The sequence below is a fragment of the Novacetimonas sp. GS1 genome, assembly GCF_036686925.1.
Classification (GTDB): Bacteria; Pseudomonadota; Alphaproteobacteria; order Acetobacterales; family Acetobacteraceae; genus Novacetimonas; species Novacetimonas hansenii.
The window spans coordinates 1364733-1383014 of sequence record NZ_VSZP01000001.1 but is presented as its reverse complement, the minus strand read 5'-3'; the positions used below and the strand labels follow the sequence as shown (position 1 = coordinate 1383014).

Sequence of the window (18282 nt, the reverse complement as noted above, 5' to 3'; positions counted from 1 at the left end):
CTGATATTCCTTTTACTTAGGACGCTTCGCGCCATAGAGCGAGCGACGCTGACGACGCTTGGCGATACCCTGGGTATCCAGAACGCCGCGCAGAATGTGATATCGCACGCCAGGAAGATCCTTGACGCGACCGCCGCGGATCAGGACGACACTATGTTCCTGAAGGTTGTGGCCTTCACCCGGAATATAGCTCACAACCTCATAACCGTTCGTCAGGCGCACCTTCGCAACCTTACGCAGAGCCGAGTTCGGCTTCTTCGGTGTGGTTGTGTAAACACGAGTACAAACGCCACGCTTCTGCGGACATCCCTGCAGGGCAGGTACCTTGTTGCGTTTGGCTGCGGGCTCGCGGCCTTTCGCGATCAACTGGTTGATGGTCGGCATACGCCTTTCCCGATCCTTACAAATTTCGGCCGGCCAACCCCAAAGTCTGGTTGCCGACTGTCGTTCACAACAAAACCCCAACGAATGAAGATCATTCGGTCGGGCATCATATATGCATCCGGCCTTGGCCGCCCGATTCCCGGGTGGCGGCACCGCATGCGAGCATGCTGCATTCGACGGCCAACGACGTCATTCAGACAGGGCTAGCCGAGGGCGCGGAACCTACGAAGAGAATGGCTTGAAGTCAAGCCTTTGCTCAGGATTCGGCCATGCATGCAGCATGGCCATTCCGCATGGGGTATGAAAACACCCCATTACAATATGAAACGGGATGATTCGGCGTTCCATGCACCGAGTCCCGAATCGGAATCCGCCAGATTGCAGACCCCGATGCAGCATTAGACCGGCGGGTGGGGCGCCACATGGCCCCCACCCGCACAGCCGGTATTATTCGGCGGCCTTTGTTGAGGCAACCGCAGGCTTCGCCTGAGCAAGGCGCTGACGGTCCTGGCCGGCAGCCACTGCACGCAGCTTGTTCATCACGCTGCCTGTGCCCGCCGGGATCAGGCGCCCGACGATCACGTTTTCCTTCAGGCCGTTCAACGTATCCTTCTTGCCCGCCGTAGCGGCTTCGGTAAGGACGCGCGTTGTTTCCTGGAAGGATGCAGCAGAAATGAACGACTGCGTCTGCAGGGAGGCCTTGGTGATGCCCTGAAGCACGGGCATGGCCACGGCAGGACGTTCGCCGATGTTCAGGCGCTTGGTATTCTCCGTCTCGTACTCGATCCGGTCCACCGTCTCGCCAATCAGGTAGGTCGTATCACCCGGCTCAAGGATCTCGACCTTCTGCAGCATCTGGCGGACGATCACCTCGATGTGCTTGTCGTTGATCTTCACGCCCTGCAGACGATAGACGTCCTGAATCTCGTTCACGAGGTAGTCGGACAGCGCCTCGACCCCCAGAACCTTCAGGATGTCATGCGGCACGCGCGGACCATCGACCAGCGGATCGCCAACCTGAACGAAATCGCCTTCCTGAACCGAGACATGCTTGCCCTTGGGGATCAGGTAATCGGTTTCCTCGCCCGTTTCGTCGTTCTTGACGATGACACGGCGCTTCGACTTGTAATCCTTGCCGAATTCGACGCGACCTTCGGTTTCGGAAATGATGGCATGGTCCTTGGGACGCCGCGCCTCGAACAATTCGGCGACACGCGGCAGACCACCGGTAATGTCACGTGTCTTCGAACCTTCGCGCGGGATGCGCGCCAGCACGTCGCCCGCGTTGACATGTGCGCCATTTTCCACCGACAGCAGCGAGTCAGGTGACAGGAAGTAACGCGCATCGTTGCCATTCGCCAGCTTGACCACGTCGCCCTTGGCATCCTTGAGCTGCAGACGCGGCCGAAGATCGACCCCCTTGGACGCCTGCTTGTAGTCAACGACAACCTTCGACGTCAGGCCGGTGACCTCATCCATACGCTCGACAAGCGTGATGGAATCGATCAGGTCGAGATATTCGACCGTGCCTGCCTGCTCCGTAATGATCGGCAGGGTATACGGATCCCACTCGGCCAGCTTCTGGCCACGCGTGACCTCGACCCCATCTTCGATCAGCAGACGCGCGCCATAAGGTACGCGATAGCGCGCACGCTCCGTCCCCTTGTCATCCGTCAGCAGGATTTCGCAGTTACGCGACATGACGATGGTCACGTTCTGGCTGTTCTGCACCACGTTGCGGTTGCGGATCGTCGCCTTGCCATCGCGTGACGCCTCGACCATCGACTGTTCCGCGCCACGCTGCGCCGCGCCACCGATATGGAAGGTGCGCATCGTCAACTGCGTGCCGGGTTCACCAATGGACTGCGCTGCGATGACGCCCACGGCCTCACCGATATTTACCGGCGTGCCTCGGGCCAGATCACGACCATAGCAGTGGCCACACACGCCCACGCGGCTGTCACATGTCAGGACCGAACGGATCAGGATGCTTTCCACCCCGGCCTTCTCGATCTGTTCTGCCTGCGCTTCCTCAATCAGGGTATTGCGCTTGAACAGCACCTCACCCGATGCGGGATCAAGCACATCGGCCGCAAGCGTACGACCCAGCATACGCTCGGACAGAGATGCGACAACCTCGCCGCCATCCATCACCGCACGCACCGTCAGGCCGCGTTCCGTGCCACAATCGTCTTCGACGATGATGCAATCCTGCGCCACATCGACAAGGCGTCGTGTCAGATAGCCGGAGTTCGCGGTCTTCAGCGCCGTATCGGCCAGGCCCTTACGCGCGCCATGGCTGGAGGTGAAGTAATCGAGAACCGACAGACCTTCCTTGAAGTTGGCGATGATCGGCTGTTCGATGATCTCGCCTGACGGCTTGGCCATCAGGCCACGCATGCCGGCAAGCTGCTTCATCTGTGCTGGCGACCCACGGGCACCAGAATGGCTCATCATCCATACCGAATTGGTGGGCTTGCCGATTTCCTGCTTGGAAATCTCCTTCATCATCGCGGCCTGCACTTCGTCCGTGCAACGCGACCATGCGTCAACCACCTTGTTATAGCGTTCGCCCGCCGTAATCAGGCCGTCCTGATACTGCTGTTCGAATTCCTTGACCTCATTCGCGGTATGTTCGACGAGCTCCTTCTTCTCCTTCGGCACGATCATATCGTCCTTGCCAAAGGAAATGCCGGCTTTCGCCGCATGCTTGAAGCCAAGGCCCATCAGGCGGTCACAGAAAATGACGCACTCTTTCTGCCCGCAATGGCGATACACCGCGTCGATGACGTCGGACACCGTCTTCTTGGTCAACTGCTTGTTGATCAGCGAGAACGGCAGCGCCGCACTGCGCGGCAGGATCTGCGCGACCAGCATGCGGCCAGGCGTTGTGACGACGGTTTCACGCGTGACGGTACCATCCGCGTCGACATTCTCGATCCGGGCGCGGATCTTGTCATGCAGCTTCACCGCACCGGTGGTCAGGGCATATTCGACCTCTCCCACACTGGAGAAAGAAGAAGCACCGTTCACCGTCACCCTGCCCTGCGCATCATATTCGTTGCGATCAGGGGTAGCGCGGAATTCCGGCGTCTCAAGGCTCAGATAATACAGGCCAAGGACAATATCCTGCGACGGCACGATAATCGGCTTGCCATTCGCGGGGCTGAGGATGTTGTTGGTGGACATCATCAGCACGCGCGCCTCAAGCTGTGCCTCAAGGCTCAGCGGGACATGCACGGCCATCTGATCGCCGTCAAAGTCAGCATTGAACGCGGTGCAGACCAACGGATGCAACTGGATCGCCTTGCCTTCGATCAACACCGGCTCGAACGCCTGAATACCCAGACGATGCAGCGTTGGCGCACGGTTGAGCATGACCGGATGTTCGCGGATCACCTCTTCAAGGATATCCCAGACTTCGGGACGTTCCTTCTCCACCATCCGCTTGGCGGCCTTGATGGTGGTGGCGTGACCATACTTCTCCAGCTTGGAGTAGATGAACGGCTTGAACAGCTCCAGCGCCATCTTTTTGGGCAGGCCACACTGGTGCAGTTTCAGTTCCGGGCCAACCACGATGACCGAACGGCCGGAATAATCAACGCGCTTGCCCAGCAGGTTCTGGCGGAAACGCCCCTGCTTGCCCTTCAGCATGTCCGAAAGCGACTTCAGCGGACGCTTGTTCGCCCCTGTGATGGCGCGACCGCGACGGCCGTTATCGAACAGGGCGTCAACCGATTCCTGCAGCATGCGCTTTTCGTTGCGCACGATGATGTCAGGCGCGCGCAGTTCGATCAGCCGCTTCAGGCGATTGTTGCGGTTGATGACACGGCGATACAGGTCATTCAGGTCGGATGTCGCGAAACGACCACCATCCAGCGGCACCAGCGGGCGCAGTTCCGGCGGAATGACCGGGATCAGCTCCATGATCATCCATTCGGGGCGCGATTCACTTTCGGAAAACGCCTCGATCAGCTTCAGCCGCTTGACCAGCTTCTTGCGCTTCGCCTCGGACGTGGTGTCCTTCAGCTCCTGGCGCAGCTCGACCTTCTCCTGGTCGCAGTCGATGCGCTCAAGGATCTTCTTGATCGCTTCGGCCCCGATCCCGACCTCAATCCCTTCGTCGCCATGTTCGTCCATGACGTCGAGATACTGGTCTTCGGTCAGCAGGCTGTACTGCTTGAGCGGCGAGGTGCCGGGTTCAAGGACCACATAGCTTTCGAAATACAGGATCTTTTCCAGATCCTTCAGCGTCATATCGACCATCAGGCCGATCCGGCTGGGCAGCGATTTCAGGAACCAGATATGCGCGACCGGGCTGGCAAGCTCGATATGGCCCATACGTTCGCGACGGACCTTGGCCAGCGTGACCTCGACACCGCATTTTTCGCAGATGATCCCACGGAATTTCATCCGCTTGTATTTGCCGCACAGACATTCGTAATCCTTGATAGGACCGAAAATCCGCGCACAGAACAGACCATCGCGCTCCGGCTTGAAGGTGCGATAATTGATGGTCTCGGGCTTCTTGATCTCGCCATAGGACCATGACCGGATCTGCTCGGCCGAGGCGAGCTGGATCTTGATCTGGTCGAAGGTCATCGCCTGGCCCGTCTGGCCAAGGATCTTCATGAGTTCATTCATGCGCCGCAAACCCCCTGAGGGAAAAGAACAAGGGCAGACCGACTATCTGCCCCCATCCCTGAAAATAAAACGTATGGACGGGTCGTTACCTTGTTCATGGAACGATCAGCTACCGCTCTGTTCCAGATCCACGTTCAGGCCCAGCGACTTCAGTTCCTTGATCAGGACGTTGAAGCTTTCGGGGATGCCGGCCTCGAAATCATCCTGCTCGCGCACGATGGCTTCATAGACCTTGGTGCGGCCCGACACGTCATCGGACTTCACCGTCAGCATTTCCTGCAGCGTGTAGGCCGCCCCATAGGCTTCGAGCGCCCAGACTTCCATTTCACCGAAACGCTGTCCACCGAACTGCGCCTTACCACCCAGCGGCTGCTGTGTGACCAGCGAATACGGACCGATCGAACGGGCATGGATCTTGTCGTCCACAAGATGATGCAGCTTCAGCATATAGATGTAGCCGACCGTGGTCTTGCGCTCGAACGGCTCACCCGTGCGACCGTCGATCAACTGCGACTGCCCCGACTTGTCGAGCCCGGCCTTCTCCAGCATCGCTTCGATGTCCGGGATCGACGCACCATCGAACACCGGCGTCGCAATGGGCACGCCCTTGCGCAGGTTATTCGACAGTTCAAGCAACTGGGCATCCGTCATATCGGCGATATTGGCTGCGAAAGCATCCTCGCCATAGACGGAACGCAGTTCGTCAAGCAGTTCCTGCCGCTTCTCACCCGTCTTGTGATAGGTATCGACAAGCTGCCCGATCCCGCGACCGATATTGGCGCAGGCCCAGCCGAGGTGGGTTTCAAGGATCTGCCCCACATTCATGCGCGACGGCACGCCAAGCGGGTTGAGCAGCAGGTCCACGGGGGTTCCGTCCTCAAGGAACGGCATGTCCTCCACCGGTACGACGCGGGAGACAACACCCTTGTTGCCGTGGCGACCGGCCATCTTGTCACCCGGTTGCAGCTTGCGCTTCACCGCGACGAACACCTTGACCATCTTCATCACGCCCGGCGGCAGTTCGTCGCCACGCTGCAGCTTTTCGACCTTGTTGTCGAAACGTGCCTGAATGCGCGACACCGCCGTATCGAACTCACGACGCAGGACTTCCAGTTCGGCCATCACCGCATCGGACGTCACGGTGACATTGCGCCACGCGCCACGCGGATGCTCCGACAGGACCTCGTCCGTGATCGGCGTGCCAGAACGGATACCCTTGAAGCCCGCCCCTGCCGTCTGCCCGATCAGATGTTCACGCAGACGGTTATAGAAGGAACGTTCCTGAATGGCGCGCTCGTCATCGCGGTCCTTCGCCAGACGCTCGATCTCCGCGCGTTCGATCGCCATCGCGCGCTCATCCTTGTCCACGCCACGGCGGGAGAAGACACGCACATCGACAATCGTGCCACTGGTGCCCGGCGGCAGCTTCAGCGAGGTATCGCGGACGTCGGATGCCTTTTCACCAAAGATGGCGCGCAGCAGCTTTTCTTCCGGCGTCATCGGGCTTTCGCCCTTTGGCGTGACCTTACCAATCAGGATATCGCCCGGATTCACCTCTGCACCGACATAGACGATGCCGGCTTCGTCAAGGTTGCGCAGCGCTTCTTCGCCAACATTGGGGATGTCGCGGGTGATTTCCTCCTGGCCCAGCTTCGTATCACGGGCCATGACCTCGAATTCCTCGATATGGATCGAGGTAAAGACGTCATCACGCGCGATGCGTTCGGAAATCAGGATCGAATCTTCGAAGTTGTAGCCGTTCCACGGCATGAACGCGACCAGCACGTTCCGCCCCAGCGCCAGTTCACCAAGTTCGGTGGAAGGACCATCAGCGATGATCTCGCCCGCCGAAACCTGATCCCCCACGCGGACCAGCGGACGCTGGTTGATGCAGGTGGACTGGTTCGAACGCATATATTTGCGCAGGCGATAGATATCGACACCCTGCGTCGCACCCGCATCGTCGGTTGCACGCACCACGATACGCGCACCGTCGATCTGGTCCACGATGCCACGACGCCGGGCAACAATGGTCGCACCCGAATCATGGGCGACGGCCGCTTCCATCCCGGTGCCAACCAGCGGCGCGTCGGAACGCACCAGCGGCACCGCCTGGCGCTGCATGTTCGATCCCATCAGCGCGCGGTTTGCGTCATCGTTTTCAAGGAACGGGATCAGGGCCGCGGCAACCGACACAAGCTGCTTGGGCGACACGTCACAGGCCGTCACCTCATCGGGCAGGACCTGGCGGAAATCACCGCCACGACGCACTGACACCAGCTCGTCCGTCAGCTTCCCGTGGGCATCCTGCTCTGCGTCCGCCTGCGCGACGATGAGCTTGTCTTCCTCCATCGCGGACAGGTATTTCCAGCCGCTCTGCAGGACACCGCCCTCGACCATGCGGTACGGGGTTTCGATGAATCCGTACTTGTTGACCTTGGCATAGGTCGCAAGGGAGTTGATCAGACCAATGTTTGGGCCTTCCGGCGTTTCAATCGGGCAGATGCGGCCATAATGTGTCGGGTGGACGTCACGAACCTCAAAGCCCGCGCGCTCACGCGTCAGACCGCCCGGGCCAAGCGCCGAAAGGCGACGCTTGTGCGTAACTTCCGACAGGGGGTTGGTCTGGTCCATGAACTGGCTGAGCTGCGAGGAGCCAAAGAATTCGCGCACGGCGGCGGCGGCAGGCTTCGCATTGATCAGGTCATGCGGCATGACCGTGTCGATATCGACGGACCCCATGCGTTCGCGGATCGCACGCTCCATACGCAGCAGGCCGACACGATACTGGTTTTCCATCAGTTCGCCGACCGAACGGACACGACGGTTGCCAAGATTGTCGATATCGTCGATCGCACCGCGACCGTCCTTCAGCTCGCACATGATCTTGACCGTGCGCAGGATGTCTTCCTTACGCAGGACACGCACGGTGTCAGGCACGTCAACACCCAGGCGCATGTTCATCTTCACGCGGCCAACGGCGGACAGGTCATAGCGGTCAGGATCGAAGAACAGGCCGGAGAACATGGCTTCCGCCGTTTCCGGCGTCGGCGGTTCGCCAGGACGCATGACACGATAGATATCGGTCAGCGCATCGTCACGCGATGTGTTCTTGTCAATCGCAAGCGTATTGCGGATCCACGGACCATTGGTCGCATCGATCGCAAGCGTCACCAGCTTGGTGACACCATCGGCCTCCAGCGCCTCAAGACGGGTTTCGGTCAGTTCGTCACCAGCTTCGGCAAAGATCTCGCCCGTGTCGGGGTTGACCATGTCGAACGCGATGAAACGCCCGATCAGCCCTGCGGGACCGACCAGCACGTCCTTTGTGGTTTCCGCGATCTTGCGGACCATACGCGCCGTCAGCTTGGTGTCCACCTGGGCAACGATTTCACCCGTATCGGCATCCACCAGCGGTTCCAGCAGCTTCTGGCCACGGAACGCATCGGGGTCAAAACGGCGGGCCCATCCCTTTCCGCTCTTGATGAACTCGACCTGGCCATAGAAATAGCCAAGGATTTCATCGGGGCTCATGCCCTGGATTTCCATGGAATCGACGTCGCCGCCCTCGGCCGCCTTCGCTTCGCGCGCGGCTCGCGATTCCTCGCCCTCCAGCGCGTACAGAAGCGTCGTGACCGGCAGCTTGCGCTTGCGGTCGATGCGGACGTAGATCAGGTCCTTACTGTCGAATTCGAAATCCAGCCACGACCCACGATACGGAATGACGCGTGCGGCGAACAGGAACTTGCCCGATGAATGGGTCTTGCCCTTGTCGTGGTCGAAAAACACGCCGGGGCTGCGATGCATCTGGCTGACGATGACGCGCTCGGTCCCGTTGATGATGAACGTGCCGTTGTCGGTCATGAGCGGCATGTCGCCCATATAGACCGGCTGTTCCTTGATATCGCGGATCGAACGCGATCCCGTATCCTCATCCACGTCCCACACGATCAGGCGCAGGATCACCTTCAGCGGCGCGGCAAAGGTCAGCCCGCGCTGGATGCATTCCTCAACATCGTATTTCGGCTCTTCGAGTTCATAGCTGACGAATTCGAGTCGCCCACGTCCGGCAAAATCATTGATCGGAAAGACGGAACGGAACACTTCCTGCAAACCGGTCGGCGTCCGGCTGTCGGGTGACACGTTCATCTGCAGGAATGCCTCGTAACTGGCACGCTGCACGTCGATCAGATTGGGCATCGGAGCGATTTCGGGTATACGCCCGAAGCTCTTGCGGATGCGTTTGCGTCCCGTGAACGATTTCGTAATCGCGTTCATCGCCTATCCAGCCCCCATCCACACAGACCTGCTCCCCGTCCTCCATCATGGCCTTGCGGCTCGGGACAAAGACAGATCCAGAAATTCTTTCAGGTTGCCCATCCTCATGGACCAACCCCGGACCCGTCCCTTCACATGACTTGAGGACGGCCCCTTCTACCGCCAAAGGCACCCGAGACCTTGACGGTCAGGGTGCCTGTAACGCCCAAGGGGGCGGAGGTCTGACGACCTCCACCCTCACCTGAATATCATCTCAACATCCACAACAGGGAATGCTGACAGGATACATCTTATTTGATTTCGACAGAAGCGCCGTTGTCTTCAAGGGTCTTCTTGATCTTCTCGGCTTCATCCTTGCTGACGCCTTCCTTGACGGTCTTGGGCGCGCCCTCGACCAGGTCCTTGGCTTCCTTCAGGCCCAGGCCCGTGATGCCACGGATTTCCTTGATGACGTTGATCTTCTTGTCGCCAGCCTTCGCCAGCACCACGTCGAATTCGGTCTTTTCCTCAGCAGCAGCGGCCGGAGCAGCAGCAGCGGCAGCAACAGCAACCGGAGCAGCGGCGGAAACGCCCCACTTCTCTTCGAGCAGCTTCGACAGCTCAGCAGCTTCGAGAACCGTAAGAGCGGACAGTTCGTCAACAAGTTTGTTCAGATCGGCCATGATTCAGTCTTCCTAATTTATACACTGGTTGGCGTGGCACAATCCCGAAATTTCGGAAAAGTACCATTTTGTTGATATCCCGGCTTACCGGGACAGGGGTGGCTAGGCTGCCTCGCCCGTCTTGGCATAGGCACCAAAAACCCGTGCAAGCTGTCCGCCCGGCGCCTGCAGCACGCCCGCGATGCGCGTTGCCGGCGTGGAGATAAGCCCCACCAGCTGCGCCCGGAGCACGTCCAGGGAGGGCAGTTCCGCCAGCGCCTTGACACCCTCGACACTCAGTGTCTGGGAGCCAAGCGATCCGCCGAGCAGAACAAGCTTGTCATTGGTTTTGGCGAACTCGACCAGCACCTTTGCAACTGCAACAGGTTCATCCGCCCACGAAATCGCGGTCGGCCCCTTCAGCAGCGGCGCGATGCCTTCGAACTGGGTCCCTGCCAGGGCGAGATTGGCCAGCCGGTTCTTCGCGACCTTGTAAGTCGCTCCGGCCGCGCGCACACGCCGCCGAAGTTCCGTCACATCAGCCACCGTCAGCCCGTCATTACGGGTGACAACGACCATGGACGTCTCGGCGAACACGGCCGCGAGGGAGGCAACAAACTCCCGCTTCTCCGTACGGTCCAAATCCCGTCTCCATCGTCATCCACCAGAAAACCTGGTGGATTGGGTTTACCCTTGGGGCCTGCCCAACATGGGCCTGCCCCGGTTCGCCTGTCCTTTGTAAACGGAACAACCAGTGTCAGGTGACATGCACCTGCGGCCCGGCAATCCCCGTCTTCCGGCTGCAACCCCACAGGGGCAATCAAGGCACAAGGCCACATCCGGTCATGGACAGGTTCGGAAAATGGCCCGCAGGATGGGCCATTCCCTTTTATCCCACCCCATCAGGGGCGGGACAATCCTTCATCAGGATGCGGCGAGCGTCGCCACATCGAGATGCACACCCGGCCCCATCGTGGACGACAGGGACACCTTCTTGATGTAGGTGCCCTTCGCGCCCGTGGGACGGGCCTTCTGCACCGCATCGACGAATGCGCGGATGTTTTCAGCAAGCTTGGCTTCGTCGAACGAGGCCTTGCCGATACCGGCATGCACGATACCGGCCTTTTCCGCACGGTATTCGACCTGACCGGACTTTGCCGCGGTAACGGCGCCCTTCACATCCATCGTGACCGTGCCCAGCTTCGGGTTGGGCATCAGGCCACGCGGGCCAAGGATCTTGCCCAGACGGCCGACCAGCGCCATCATGTCCGGCGTCGCGATGCAGCGGTCGAACTCGATCTCGCCAGCCTGCACCTTGGCGGCCAGGTCTTCGGCACCGACAACATCGGCCCCGGCGGCAGTCGCTTCCTCGGCCTTCGGGCCACGGGCGAACACGCCAACGCGCAGGGTCTTGCCCGTACCATTCGGCAGGGACAGCAGGCCACGGACCATCTGGTCGGCATGACGCGGGTCAATGCCCAGGTTCATGGAGATTTCGACCGTCTCGTCAAACTTCGCCTTCGCACCCTGCTTCACCAGGGAGATGGCTTCGTCCAGGCCATAGGCCTTGGTCGCATCAACATTGGCGCGCGCGGCGGCCAGACGCTTGTTCTTTGCCATGGACTTTAGCCCTCCACCACGTCGAGGCCGATGGAGCGCGCTGAACCGGTCAGCATGCGCACGGCGCCGTCGATGTCATTGGCGTTCATGTCTTTCATCTTCACCTCGGCGATCTCGCGCAGCTGCGCAATCGTCACCTTGCCAACCGTCGCGGACTTGCCAACGGTGGAGCTTCCCTTGTTGACCTTGGCGGCCTTCATCAGGAAATAGGTGTTCGGCGGGGTCTTCGTGATGAAGCTGAAGGTGCGGTCAGCATAGGCGGTGATGACCACGGGAATGGGCATCCCCGGTTCCATACCCTGCGTCTTCGCGTTGAACTCCTTGCAGAACTGCATGATGTTCAGGCCGCGCTGACCAAGGGCCGGACCAACCGGCGGGGAGGGATTCGCCTTGCCGGCGGGGATCTGCAGCTTGATGTAGCCAACGATTTTTTTGGCCATATCCGGGGCTCCTGACTGTTTCACCCGGACCGCGGTTCTGGCGGTCACCCCTGCCATGATGTGGCAAGGGCAATGGACCTCCCGCGTTCCGATAAGAGGCGGGCACCTACCGCTGATTCGGGGGTGCTGTCAACCCCTGCGCGGGCAGGGCAGGCATTTCGAGGTCCTTCGACTCCGCGCCATTATCGACATTTACGCCACCTGCGGCCTTGGGAATCCGCAGGTGGGAATATTGCAGCGGGCCAAACGGACGGATCTGCCGGTGGTTCGGCAACTGGCTGCTGTCCCATCCCCCGCCAAGCGCGCGGATCAGTTCGACCTGCGCCTGCATGTAGCGGGTCTCCACCTGTACCTGGGCGATGCGTGCAGTCAGCGCCGCCACCTGTGCCACCACCACGTCAAGGTAGTTGGTCAGGCCGCCGGTATAAAGCTGCATCGTCATGTTCTGTGTGCGCAGCGACGCCTTGACGGCCTCGCCTTCCTGCCCCGCCTCGACATCAAGGTCATGGGTCAGGCTCAACCCGTCCTCCACATCCTTGAACGCGGCAAGCACCGTGGCGCGATACCGGTCTTCCGCCTGACGGTATTGCGACCAGCTACGTTGCAGTTCGGCGCGCCGCATCCCCCCCTGGAACAGGGGCAGCACAGCCTGCGCGGCATAATTGTACATGCCGTTCGCGACCTTATCGAGGGTAAAGCCATTATCCATGAACCCCGCCATCGCGCTGAAGGTTACATGTGGATAAAATGCCGCGCGCGACACGCCAATCGCCCGGTTTGCCTGCGCCATGTTGCGTTCGGCACTGGCGACATCGGGACGGCGTTCCAGCAGGGTGGAAGGCAGCCCCACCGCGATCTTCACCTTCGGGAAGCGGATTTCGGTAATCGGCATGATATGAAAGGCGGATGGCGAGGTGTTCACCAGCACCGCAATCGCATGTTCCATCACCGCGCGGCGGGCCTGCAGGTCGGTGTCGGACGCCTGCGTGGCCGAAAGCTGTGTCTGCGCGCGCGATACGTCGATACCTGCCGCGATCGCCCCGGCCTGACGCATCTGGGTGATCTGCACTGCCGTCTGGTAATATCTGATCGAGTCCTGATACACCGCATGCTGCGCGTCCATGCCACGCAACTGCATATAATCATTAGCCAGTTCGGACTGGATACTCAGCCGCGCCACGGCGAAATCGGCGGCGGCGGCCTGTGCCTGCTGCTGGCGCATACGTTTGCGGTTGCGGATTTCAGACCAGAAATCAGGCTCCCACCGGACGCTGGCTCCCCATTGCTGCGATGACATATAGGTGGGGCCCTGGGCACCCGCCCCACGCCATAGCCGGTGCTGCGACGACTGGTTATTGGATGCCCCTGCATTGCCACCGATCTGCGGATACAGCGCCGACGCCGCCTCCGCCGACAGGTCGCGTGCCTGCGTAAAGGTTTCAGCCGCGGCCTGCAGATCAGGATTCAGGCGGCCCGCGCGTTCCTCCAGCCTGTTGAGGAGCGGGTCGTTAAAGACCACCCACCAGTCGCCACGCGGCGCACCATCGGCGGGGGCACCATAATGCATGATACCCTCCCCCTGCCAGTTATCGGGATAGAGGTAGTGCGCGTGCCTGTATTTCGGCGCAAGGTCCACACACCCGCCAAGGCCCGCGGCCATCATCGCGCATCCGGCAAGGCAGGCCGCGCGCATCGACTGGCGGCGTGCCCGCCCCCACATGAGGCCGCCCCTCATCGGCGCGCCCCGGCGTCCGTCGCCCCCTGATCCGCGGGCATGGCCCGGACATCGTCGTCCTTCGTGCTTTCACGCGCCGGGGTCTTCGCCATCGCGGACGCACCGACATCGTTATATCCGGGGGTGGAGCCGACAAGATACACTTCCTGTCCCTCCAGCAGGCCGGAAGACGGGTTGTTGACCACACGGTCATGCAGCCCCACGCCCGCAAGTATCTGCACCTTGGTGCCAAGATTCGTACCCACGGTGACATTACGCAGCCTGATGCGGTTATGGTCATCGACCACCGCCACCTGCATGCCCTGCGCACGGAACAGCAGCGCACCTTCGGGCAGGATCAGGATATCAGGGTCCCCCGGCGCAGTGAAATGCACGGTGGCATAGGAATCGGGCCACAGTTCACGTTTGTCATTATCAACCACCAGTTCGGTCGTCACCGTGCGGGTGGAGGCATTGAACGCCTTGGCCGTGGCAAGGAACTTCGCCTTGAACACCCGTCCCGGATATTGCGGTACGGTGATGTCGCCCGTCAGCTTGGGCCCGATGATGTCGGCATAATCCTGCGGCACGGACACAAAGATACGCATGCGATGCACGTCCGCCACGCTGAACAGCTCACTTGCCGTCCCGTGGGAGGAGACATCCCCACCGCCCGCATTCACATAATCCCCCACGTCAGCCAGACGTGACGTCACCACACCATCAAACGGGGCGACGATCTGCTTGAACCCGATCAGCGCGGCATAACGCGACACCTCATGTCGGGCGGCCTCGACCTCGGCGGCCTGCGCCTCGGCATTGGCGGCCTGCACATCGACCTCCTGCTGAGAGACAGCCTGCGTGCCCTGCAACGCCTTCCAGCGTTTCGCCGTGATCTGCGCCAGCTTGTAACGGGCCATTGCAACGTCGAAATTGGCCTTGGACGCGGCATACTGCGCATCAAGGCCCGGCGTGTCGATCGTGGCCAGGATTTCGCCTGCCTTCACATTCGCACCGATATCCTTGTACCACATCTGCACATAGCCCGAGACCTGCGCATAGATCGGGGCCTGGTACCATGCGGAGATATTGCCCGGCAGGTCCAGCGTGCGTGTCTTTGGCCCGTGTTCCGGCTCGATCACCTGCACGCGCGGGATGGCGGCATCGGCTGTCTGGCGGCTCAGGCTTTCGACATGCATGCGGCGTTCGACAATCCCGCCGACAACGATGACGGCCACCACGACCACCCCCAGCCAGACCCAGATCCTGCCGCCGCGCCCGCGCTGGCCCTTGATATCATCGGCGCCCGTCATGCGCGTTCTCCCTCGGCAGTCGTGGTCTTGGATTTTCGTGAATGAATAAGCGCGAACACGCATGGCACGAACAGGAGCGTGGCGCACGTGGCCACCATCAGTCCGCCCATCACCGCGCGGCCCAGCGGCGCGTTCTGCGAATTGCTCAGCGACATGGGCAGCATGCCGATAATCATGGCCGATGCGGTCATCAGCACGGGACGGATACGTTCATATCCCGCCTCGATCGCGGCCTTGACCGCATCACCGTGCAGGTCCATCCGCTCACGCGCGAAGGACACCACCAGGATTGAGTTCGCCGTCGCGGTGCCCATGCACATGATCGCCCCCGTCAGCGCCGGCACCGACAGCGCGGTATGCGTCAGGAACAGGCTCCACGCGATACCGGCCAGCGCGCCGGGCAACGCGGTGATGATGATGAAGGGGTCAAGCCACGACTGAAAATTGACGACAATGATCAGGTAGACCAGCAGGATCGACATCGCGAGACCGGAAATAAGCTGCACATACGCGCCGTTCATGGTCGTCGCCTGCCCACGGACATACAGGCTTGACCCATGGGGCAGCGACTTGCGCTCCTCCTCCACCACACGCGTCACCTCGCGTGAGACGGTGCCAAGGTCCAGCCCCTCGTTCGTGGCATAGATGTTGAAGACTGGCATGATGTTGTAATGCGCGACCTCCCCCGGCGTGCCGGTCTGCACGATCTGGCTGAGACCGCCAAGGATCTGCGGCGGCAGGTTCCGCGGGTTGCCGTCACCCCGGTCGATGGGGATCGTCTCCAGGTCGTTCATCGTCTGCAGGAACTGCAACGGTGTCTGGATATCCACCAGATGCGACACCCCGGTCTTGGGGTCCAGCCAATAGGTGGGCGCGACCTGGCCGCTGCCCGACAGCACGGCAAGCGCATTGTTCGCCACGTCCGCTTCCGTCAGGCCGGTCCCCAGCGCATAGGTCCGGCGCGCATTGACGCGCAAGGTGGGGGTATTCATCGGTTCCTGCACCGCAACGTCGGTCACGCCGGTAATCTTGCGCAGGCGCGCTGCAAGGTGCTGCGCGAAATCGAAATTACCATACAGGTTACGGCCCGATACCTGCACGTCGATTGGCGCGGGCAGGCCGAAATTCAGGATCTTGGCCGTCAGGTCGGCAGGCATGAAGGTGATTTCGGTGCCGGGGAATTTCTCCGCCAGCCCCTTGCGCAGGACGGCACGGTATTTCGCAACCGGCGCTTCCTCATCCTTCAGCGTCACCGTCAGGTCGCAGTCCTGCGTGCCGACGGTGGGCGTGGGAATGAAGGCCTGGTTCAGCGGACTGAATGGCAGGCCACAATTATTGACGATGCCCTCGACCTCCCCGGGCAGCAGGCGGTCGATCTCGTCATTCACCAGCATGGAAATCTTGCCTGCCTCGGCGATCTTGGTGCCAAGCGGCGCGCGCATATGGATCGACAGCGCGTTCGAATTGATTTCGGGGAAGAAATCCTGCCCCGCAAAGAACAGCAGCCCGAGCGAACAGAACGCCAGTATCGAAAACAGCGGCACGAAACGCCTGCGCGTCGCCAGCAGGCGGATCAGGATCTCGCGGTAGCGATTGCGGAACAGGACGAAATACGCCTCGAACCCGCGCTGGAACCGCGCAAAGATGCTCTGCGACGGGGCCGCCTGCCCCGTCGCCAGCGCATGGTGGGCGGCCACCTGGGCCGCAAGCATGTATTTCGCCATCGTCGGCACCAGCGTGCGCGACAGGATGAACGATGCGATCATGGCAAAGATGATGGCTTCGGCCATTGGCATGAACAGCCACCCCGCCACCCCCGTCAACTGGAACAGCGGCATCCACACGATACAGATACACAAGGTGGAGACGAAGGTGGGGATGACGATCTGGTTCGCCGCGTCGATGATCGCGGTTTCCAGATCCTTGTCCATTTCCAGATGGGCGTCGATATTCTCGATCATGACGGTGGCGTCATCGACAAGGATACCAACCGCCAGCGCAAGCCCGCCAAGCGTCATGACGTTGATCGTCTGCCCCGCCATCCCCAGCCCGATGACCGAACACAGCATCGCCAGCGGGATGGAGGTTGCGATGATGACCGTCGATCGCCATGACCCGAGGAACAGCAGCACGACCAGACTGGTCAGCAGCGCCGCAGTGCCCATTTCCTGCACCACGTCGCGCACAGCCTCCTTCACAAAGGTGGAGGCATCGCCCAGCACGGTGATGTTCACCCCGGCCGGCAGCGTCTTTATGATACCCGGCAGCAGCGCCTTGACCCCGCTGACGACCGCAAGTGTGGAGGCGTCACCACTTTTCATGATGACAATCAGGACCGCCTGATGCCCCTTGACCAGCACCATATTGGTCTGCGGCGGGCCGCCGGCATGCACCCATGCCACATCACGCAGGTAGACGACGGAATTGCCTTCCTGCTTGATCGGCATGTTGTTGAAGGTGTCGATCACCTCTGGCGAGGCATTGGTCTGCACCATGTAATCGAAGGCGCCAATCTGCTGGTCACCGGCAGGCAGCACGATGTTCTGCTTGCCCAGTGCATTGCCGATATCGGTTGCCGACAGGCCATGCGCCAGCAGCTTCGTCTGGTCCAGATCAACCATGATGTTGCCCGGCTGTCCGCCATAGGGGTTCGGAATGGCGGCGCCCGCGACCGACACCAGCGCGGGGCGGATCAGGTTGGACGACATGTCATAGATCTGCGAGGCAGTCATCGAATCAGACGACACCTGCAACGTCAGCACCGGGACAGAGGACGCGTTATAGGTCAGCACCAGCGGCGGGGTCATGCCTGCGGGCATCTGTTTGATGACCGTCTGTGATACCGATGTGATCTGCGTCTGGGCCACGGCGGTGTCCGTACCGGGCTGGAAGAAGACCTTGACGATGCCACGCCCGTAATAGGACTGGCTTTCGATATGTTCGATATTGTTGACCGTCGCGGTCAGCGCACGTTCATAATAATAGACGACACGTCCTGACATGTCCTCCGGCATCAGGCCGGTATAGGTCCAGCAGATCGCGACGACGGGGATATTGATGCTGGGGAAAACGTCGGTGGGCGTACGCAGCAGGCCACGCACGCCGAAAACAACAATCAGGATGGACAGGACGACGAATGTGTAAGGCCGCTTGAGCGCGGTAACAACGATACCATTCATGCGCGGGTTATTTCCTCCGGCGCTGGAGTGCGGCCATCGGCCGCGTTTTCCGTTGCGGGCAGGGACAGG

General features: G+C 60.8%; 10 protein-coding genes. All 10 read right to left on the bottom strand.

What is annotated here, in order from left to right:
* Positions 1–12: 12 nt before the first annotated feature.
* Positions 13–384, bottom strand: coding sequence for a 30S ribosomal protein S12 (rpsL, locus tag FYB92_RS06295; RefSeq protein ID WP_003621118.1), 372 nt, complete (start codon positions 382–384; stop codon positions 13–15).
* A 447-nt stretch (positions 385–831) separates the two neighbouring features.
* Positions 832–5028, bottom strand: coding sequence for a DNA-directed RNA polymerase subunit beta' (gene rpoC / locus FYB92_RS06290; protein ID WP_040510964.1), 4197 nt, complete (start codon positions 5026–5028; stop codon positions 832–834).
* Positions 5029–5133: 105 nt separating this feature from the next.
* Complete coding sequence (gene rpoB / locus FYB92_RS06285) at positions 5134–9306, bottom strand: DNA-directed RNA polymerase subunit beta (protein ID WP_048858892.1); 4173 nt, start codon at positions 9304–9306, stop codon at positions 5134–5136.
* A 290-nt stretch (positions 9307–9596) separates the two neighbouring features.
* On the bottom strand, positions 9597–9968 hold the full coding sequence (rplL, locus tag FYB92_RS06280; protein ID WP_003621128.1) for a 50S ribosomal protein L7/L12: 372 nt from the start codon (positions 9966–9968) through the stop codon (positions 9597–9599).
* Positions 9969–10070: 102 nt separating this feature from the next.
* Positions 10071–10589: a 50S ribosomal protein L10 gene (gene rplJ, locus FYB92_RS06275; RefSeq protein WP_003621130.1), complete on the bottom strand. Its 519-nt coding sequence runs from the start codon at positions 10587–10589 to the stop codon at positions 10071–10073.
* A 282-nt stretch (positions 10590–10871) separates the two neighbouring features.
* Entirely contained in the window at positions 10872–11567 is a 696-nt protein-coding gene (gene rplA / locus FYB92_RS06270) for a 50S ribosomal protein L1 (RefSeq protein ID WP_003621131.1), read from the bottom strand.
* Positions 11568–11572: 5 nt separating this feature from the next.
* Positions 11573–12007 carry a 50S ribosomal protein L11 gene (rplK, locus tag FYB92_RS06265; RefSeq protein ID WP_003621133.1) on the bottom strand — a complete coding sequence of 145 codons (435 nt, stop codon included), beginning with the start codon at positions 12005–12007 and terminating at the stop codon, positions 11573–11575.
* Between the two features lie 106 nt (positions 12008–12113).
* On the bottom strand, positions 12114–13727 hold the full coding sequence (locus tag FYB92_RS06260) for an efflux transporter outer membrane subunit (RefSeq protein ID WP_003621135.1): 1614 nt from the start codon (positions 13725–13727) through the stop codon (positions 12114–12116).
* A gap of 11 nt (positions 13728–13738) precedes the next feature.
* Positions 13739–15034 carry an efflux RND transporter periplasmic adaptor subunit gene (locus FYB92_RS06255; RefSeq protein ID WP_003621137.1) on the bottom strand — a complete coding sequence of 432 codons (1296 nt, stop codon included), beginning with the start codon at positions 15032–15034 and terminating at the stop codon, positions 13739–13741.
* Complete coding sequence (locus FYB92_RS06250; RefSeq protein ID WP_062809152.1) at positions 15031–18213, bottom strand: efflux RND transporter permease subunit; 3183 nt, start codon at positions 18211–18213, stop codon at positions 15031–15033. Before FYB92_RS06250 ends, FYB92_RS06255 begins: the two co-directional genes overlap by 4 nt.
* Between the last annotated feature and the right edge of the window lie 69 nt (positions 18214–18282).

Bases quoted from the DNA above. Each gene is read 5' to 3' on its own strand.
- rpoC (WP_040510964.1), bottom strand. From the start codon at position 5,028: ATGAATGAACTCATGAAGATCCTTGGCCAGACGGGCCAGGCGATGACC.
- FYB92_RS06250 (WP_062809152.1), bottom strand. From the start codon at position 18,213: ATGAATGGTATCGTTGTTACCGCGCTCAAGCGGCCTTACACATTCGTC.
- rplK (WP_003621133.1), bottom strand. From the start codon at position 12,007: ATGGCCAAAAAAATCGTTGGCTACATCAAGCTGCAGATCCCCGCCGGC.
- rpsL (WP_003621118.1), bottom strand. From the start codon at position 384: ATGCCGACCATCAACCAGTTGATCGCGAAAGGCCGCGAGCCCGCAGCC.
- rpoB (WP_048858892.1), bottom strand. From the start codon at position 9,306: ATGAACGCGATTACGAAATCGTTCACGGGACGCAAACGCATCCGCAAG.
- rplA (WP_003621131.1), bottom strand. From the start codon at position 11,567: ATGGCAAAGAACAAGCGTCTGGCCGCCGCGCGCGCCAATGTTGATGCG.
- rplL (WP_003621128.1), bottom strand. From the start codon at position 9,968: ATGGCCGATCTGAACAAACTTGTTGACGAACTGTCCGCTCTTACGGTT.
- FYB92_RS06255 (WP_003621137.1), bottom strand. From the start codon at position 15,034: ATGACGGGCGCCGATGATATCAAGGGCCAGCGCGGGCGCGGCGGCAGG.
- FYB92_RS06260 (WP_003621135.1), bottom strand. From the start codon at position 13,727: ATGTGGGGGCGGGCACGCCGCCAGTCGATGCGCGCGGCCTGCCTTGCC.